At 69.1% G+C, this 5,609-nt stretch carries 5 protein-coding genes; all 5 read left to right on the forward strand.

Translation table 11 applies throughout. The features are described from left to right. Positions 1 to 1,549, forward strand: a 1,549-nt coding sequence (locus HW577_RS19540; protein ID WP_198377804.1) for an arylsulfatase, incomplete at its 5' end; no start/stop codon positions are given. 621 nt (positions 1,550 to 2,170) lie between these two features. Continuing rightward, positions 2,171 to 2,353, forward strand: coding sequence for a hypothetical protein (locus HW577_RS19545; protein WP_198377805.1), 183 nt, complete (start codon positions 2,171 to 2,173; stop codon positions 2,351 to 2,353). Positions 2,354 to 2,579: 226 nt separating this feature from the next. Continuing rightward, positions 2,580 to 3,764 carry an acetyl-CoA C-acetyltransferase gene (locus HW577_RS19550; RefSeq protein WP_198377806.1) on the forward strand — a complete coding sequence of 395 codons (1,185 nt, stop codon included), beginning with the start codon at positions 2,580 to 2,582 and terminating at the stop codon, positions 3,762 to 3,764. A gap of 86 nt (positions 3,765 to 3,850) precedes the next feature. After that, positions 3,851 to 4,060, forward strand: coding sequence for a hypothetical protein (locus HW577_RS19555; RefSeq protein ID WP_198377807.1), 210 nt, complete (start codon positions 3,851 to 3,853; stop codon positions 4,058 to 4,060). After that, positions 4,053 to 5,498, forward strand: a complete 1,446-nt coding sequence (locus HW577_RS19560; protein WP_232475077.1) for a TRC40/GET3/ArsA family transport-energizing ATPase — start codon at positions 4,053 to 4,055, stop codon at positions 5,496 to 5,498. The genes HW577_RS19555 and HW577_RS19560 overlap by 8 nt, the downstream gene beginning before the upstream one ends. Positions 5,499 to 5,609 lie beyond the last annotated feature (111 nt).

Consider the following 5,609-nt stretch of genomic DNA (forward strand, 5'->3'; position numbering starts at 1 on the left):
GCTCGCCGCCGGCACGCTGCCCGGCGGCGTGACGCTCGCGCAGACGACGCGCCCCGCAGCGCCCGCGCCCGCCGCGCAGGGCCGACCGAACATCCTGGTGATCTTCGGCGACGATGTCGGCTGGTCGAACATCTCCGCCTACAACATGGGGATGATGGGGTACCGCACGCCCAACATCGACCGCATCGCGCGCGAAGGCGCGATGTTCACCGACCACTACGCTGAGAATTCCTGCACCGCCGGCCGCTCGGCCTTCATCACCGGCCAGAGCCCGATCCGCACCGGCCTGTCGAAGGTCGGCCTGCCCGGCGCGGCCGAGGGCATGCGGCCTGAGGACCCGACCATCGCCGGCCTGCTCAAGCCGCTCGGCTACGCCACGGGCCAGTTCGGCAAGAACCACCTGGGCGACCGAGACGAGCACCTGCCGACGATGCACGGCTTCGACGAGTTCTTCGGCAGCCTCTACCACCTGAACGCCGAGGACGAGCCGGAGAACGCCGACTACCCGCGCGACCCGGAGTTCCGTCGCCAGTTCGGCCCGCGCGGCGTGCTCAAGACCTGGGCGAACCCGGACGGCACGCAGCGGATCGAGAACACCGGTCCTCTGACGATGAAGCGCATGGAGACTGTGGACGAGGAATTCCTCGCCGGCGCACTCGACTTCATCGACCGTGCGCATCGCGCCAACCGGCCCTTCTTCACCTGGTTCAACTCGACGCGGATGCACATCTGGACCCGGTTGAAGCCGGAGAGCCGCGGCGTCACCGGCCTAGGCGTCTACGCCGACGGGATGGTCGAGCATGATGGCCATGTCGGGCAGCTGCTAAAGAAGCTCGACGACCTCGGGATCACGCAGAACACCATCGTCATCTACACCACGGATAACGGCGCCGAGGTGATGAGCTGGCCCGATGGCGGCAACACCCCCTTTCGCGGCGAGAAGGCGACGGCCTGGGAAGGCGGCTTCCGCGCGCCCTGCGCGATCCGCTGGCCGGGCCGCATCCCGGCCGGGCAGGTGATCAACGACATCGTCTCCCTGCAGGACTGGATGCCGACACTGCTCGCAGCGGTGGGCGAGCCGGAGATCAAGCAGAAGCTGCTGGCCGGCCACCAGGCGGGCGCGCGCACCTACAAGGTGCACCTGGACGGCTACAACCAACTGCCGCTGCTGACCGGCGCAGGGCCAGGCGCGCGGCAGGAGATGTTCTACTTCACCGATGACGGCGACCTCGCCGCGCTGCGCCACGGCAACTGGAAAGTCCATTTCCTGATCCAGGAGAATCACGGCTTCGGCGTCTGGGAACGCGGCTTCACGCCGCTGCGCCTGCCGATGCTCTTCAACCTGCGCTCCGATCCCTTCGAGCGGGCTACGGAATCGTTCGAGCACAATCGATGGCGGGTGGAACGCGCCTTCGCGCTGGTACCGGCGCAGGCTTTCGTCGGGCGTTTCCTGGCGTCGTTCCGAGACTTCCCGCCGCGCCAGGCGCCCGGAAGCTTCAGCCTCGGAGATGCGATGAACCGCCTCAGGCAGAGCGCCTCGGGTCGCTAAGCAGCGCCAGCGACTGCCACCGAGACGTCCTCGACGGCAGCAGCCATGAAGGCAGGCGGGCCAGGCAGGCCCGCCGGCCGCATTTCTCCGTGCGGAAGGCCCGATGGGCCTTGCCCTGCCGCGACGCGCTGTTTCGCGCCTCGCCAGCGCCTCCGCCATCCTGCCCGCGATGGCACGGCCCTAGGGCCAGTTCCAATCCTGGCAGCCCGGACTGCGCCGGCTGCAGCCGCTCGACTTTGTCGCCACGGTGACGACGGCAGGCATGCCCGACCTCGTGGCAATATAGGACCGCATAACGGTAACCCTGCCCCCTTGGATGCCCGGGTCTGGCAGAGATGCTTGCTCTCAGGCTTCGATGGCGCGGTCCTGCCCCCGGCATAGACGGATGCGCTCCGGGCCAGGTCCATCACGCCCGCGCCAGCACGGTTGCGGTGGCCCGTCGCTCGGTCCGGCAGGGTCAAGAGCACCTGAGGACACTGACTCGCCGCCGTGGCGTAGACCCAAAAGACCGTCGCCGAATGGGGGCACGCGAAGATGCCTCCGGCCGGCGCACCTGCCTGGCCGATCTCAGGTTAACAGAAGGCCGTCGAGGTCGCGTTCCGACGCCACACCGTGCTTCCGATGGGCGACTACCGCGATACCCCGCTGCCCATCATTACGCATCCGACGCACCCGGCGCTGCATCGCCGCCTCAGCGCCACGGCCTCTTCCCTCCTCGAAGCCTTTGCCGACAAGCCCGCCACACGCGCCGCAACACGGAAACCGTTCATCGTCAATTTTTTGTTGCGTTATCGCATCGATTAAATGCGGTGCGCTCTTGGCTGCGCGCGGCCCAAGGCTCGACGCCCGGCCCGCTGGACGGAGTGCGCCCACCTTCGCACCGTGGCCCGGCGCATCGGCGACGAACGCGGCGCAACGAAATGATGGCTCCGCAGCCCCCTGTTCTCCCCGCCTTGATGCCCCGCAATGCAGGCTGCCATCGAACGTGCAACGCGCCGGACAGAGCAAGACACTTGGACGGAGGACCACCATGGCTGACCGCGAAGTCGTTCTGTGCACGCCCGTACGCACCGCCATCGGCACTTTCGCCGGCACGCTGAAGGACATGCCGGCAACGGAACTTGGTGCCGTCGTCATTCGAGCGGCGATCGACCGGGCGGGCCTCGACCCGACGAAGATCGATGGCGTGGTGATGGGCAACGTCATCCAGGCCGGCAACCGCATGAATCCAGCACGCCAGGCGGCGATCGGCGCGGGCATACCGGTGTCGGCGCCAGCGCTGACAGTCAACCGCGTCTGCGGGTCCGGTGCGCAGGCCATCGCATCCGCCGCGCAAGAGATACGGCTCGGCGAAGCCGAGGTGATGGTCGCGGGCGGCATGGAGAACATGGACCGCGCGCCGTACCTGCTGCCGAACGGGCGCTGGGGCATGCGCATGGGTGACGGCCAGATGCTCGACAGCATGCTGCTGGACGGTCTGAACGACGCCTTCTCGGGCGAGCATTCCGGCTGGCATACCGAGGATCTCGTCACGAAGCTGCAGATATCCCGCACCGAGCAGGACGCCTGGGCACTGCGCTCGCAGACCCGGTTCTCGGCAGCCCAGGCGGCCGGGTTGTTCGAGGCCGAGATTGCCCCGGTGCAAATCCAGAGCCGAAAGGGGCCAACAGCCTTCGCGAAGGACGAGCACAACCGCCCCGAGACGACCATTGAGACGTTGGCGAAGCTGCGCCCGGCATTCCGCAAGGACGGCACGATCACCGCCGGCAACGCGCCAGGACTAAACACCGGCGCGGCGGCGATCGTGGTTGCCGAACGCGGCACCGCGGAACGGCTTGGCCTCAAACCCATCGCGCGGCTTGTTTCGGCCGGCCTCGGCGCGGTGGAGCCGGGCATGTTCGGCCTGGGCCCCGTGCCAGCGGTGCAGCGCGCCCTGGCCCGCGCCGGCTGGGCCGCAGCCGACGTTGAACGAGCCGAGATCAACGAAGCCTTCGCCGCCATCGCCATCGCCGTGATGCGCGAGACAGGGCTGAAGGAGGACACCGTGAACCCCGAGGGTGGCGCCATCGCCCATGGCCACCCGATCGGTGCGTCAGGTGCGGTGCTGACAACGCGACTGCTGCACGGCATGGTCCGCACAGGGCAGAGGCGAGGACTCGTCACGCTGTGCATCGGCGGCGGCCAGGGCATCGCGCTGTGCCTCGAGCGGCTATGATCGGCGGGCGACGGGCGCATGGCGACCGACTTCAAGTCGCTGGCGGCGACGGTGGGTCTCGGCGCTGCGCGCGCGACTGCGAGACCGTGCTGGGCGTCGGCGCGCCGGAAGTGGCGGCGAGCACCGCCGGCGCGCTCGACACCTGGACGAAGGAGTTGATGGCGCAGACCACCTGGATCGCGACGCGGTGCGACGGCCGCGCCGCCTACCATGCCCACGCCGCGATCTACATGGGCGGCGGCCCAGCCGCGGTGTACGGCGCCGACGATCAGATGGCGGGCGCCGCCGATGGCTGACCTGCCGTCCTACCTCGTCTCGCCGCCGCACTGCCTGCTCTTCACCGGCAAGGGCGGGGTGGGAAAGACCTCGATCGCCTGCGCTGCGGCGATTGCGCTGGCGGAGGCCGGCAAGCGCGTTCTCCTGATCAGTACCGACCCGGCGTCCAACCTGGATGAAATGCTGGGCGTCGTGCTTTCGGACACACCCCGGGCAGTGTCGGGCGTCGCCGGATTGGAGGCGCTGAACATCGACCCCGAGGCCGCGGCTGAGGCCTATCGCGCCCGCGTGCTGGCCCAGATGGAGAGTGCGACCGAGACTGAGCGCGCGACGGTGCGCGAACAGCTCTCTGGCGCGTGTACGACCGAAGTCGCGGCCTTCGACGAATTCGCCGCCCTGCTCGCCGGCGGCGCGCCCTGCTACGATCACGTGGTGTTCGACACGGCGCCGACAGGGCACACGCTGCGGCTGCTCAGCCTGCCGGCCGCCTGGACGGGCTTCCTCGAGGCGAATGAGGCCGGTGCCTCCTGCCTAGGTCCGCATTCGGGGCTGAAGACGCAGGAGCAGCGCTTCCGCGCGGCGATGGAGGCGCTTTGTGATGCCCAGACGACCAAGATTGTCCTCGTGACCCGGCCTGACTGCGCCGCGCTTGCGGAAGCGGCGCGCAGCGCAGGCGAGCTTGCAGCACTCGGCCTTGCCAATCAGACGCTGGTGGTCAACGGCGTCTTCCGCGCCAGCCGCGCGAACGACCAGGTGGCGCAGACGATCGAGAGGGCCGGCCAGGAAGCGCTCGCGGAGATGCCCGCGGTGCTGCGCAGACTGCCGCGCGACGAGGTGCCGCTGTGCGGCTTCGACATGGTCGGCCTGCCGGCGCTGCGCGCACTGTTGCGGCAGGGATCGGAGCCGGCTGGCCTCGCCGTGCCGCCTGGCGGCGTTGCGACGCCGTGCCTGCCCGGCCTGGATGCGCTCGTGGATGGCCTCGCCGCGCGTGGGCACGGCCTCGTGATGGTCATGGGCAAGGGCGGCGTCGGCAAGACAACGATCGCGGCGGCGGTAGCGGTGGGCCTCGTGGGGCGTGGGCACGCCGTGCACCTCAGCACCACCGATCCGGCAGCGCATCTCGCGATGACGCTTGGCGGCGAGATGCCGGGCCTGCACATCGACCGCATTGACCCGAAGGGCGAGACCGACCGGTACGTTGCGAAGATCATGGCAACCCGCGGCCGGAACCTTGACGAGGCCGGACGCGCGCTGCTGCGGGAGGACCTGCGTTCCCCCTGCACCGAGGAAGTTGCCGTCTTTCACGCCTTCTCCCGCATCGTCGCCGAGGCGCGCAGCGGCTTCGTGGTGCTGGACACAGCCCCTACCGGGCACACGCTGCTGCTGATGGACGCGACGGGCGCCTACCACCGGCAGATGACGCGCAACCTCGACCCAAGCAAGGTAAGCGCGGCGTAGAGGCCCGTCTTCCGCTGCGGGCGGTGAATGTGCTGGTTGGGCCTGGGGCTGGGAGCTTCGGGCCGACATTATGGTCGACGTTAATGACGACGCGAAGGCTGGCGGGTATCG

Origin of the sequence: Neoroseomonas rubea, assembly GCF_016106015.1 — a bacterium.
Taxonomy (GTDB): Bacteria; Pseudomonadota; Alphaproteobacteria; order Acetobacterales; family Acetobacteraceae; genus Neoroseomonas; species Neoroseomonas rubea.

What these genes read in the sequence shown, in the direction of transcription:
- HW577_RS19560 (WP_232475077.1), top strand. Translation starts at nt 4,053, where the DNA reads ATGGCTGACCTGCCGTCCTACCTCGTCTCGCCGCCGCACTGCCTGCTC.
- HW577_RS19550 (WP_198377806.1), top strand. Translation starts at nt 2,580, where the DNA reads ATGGCTGACCGCGAAGTCGTTCTGTGCACGCCCGTACGCACCGCCATC.
- HW577_RS19545 (WP_198377805.1), top strand. Translation starts at nt 2,171, where the DNA reads ATGGGCGACTACCGCGATACCCCGCTGCCCATCATTACGCATCCGACG.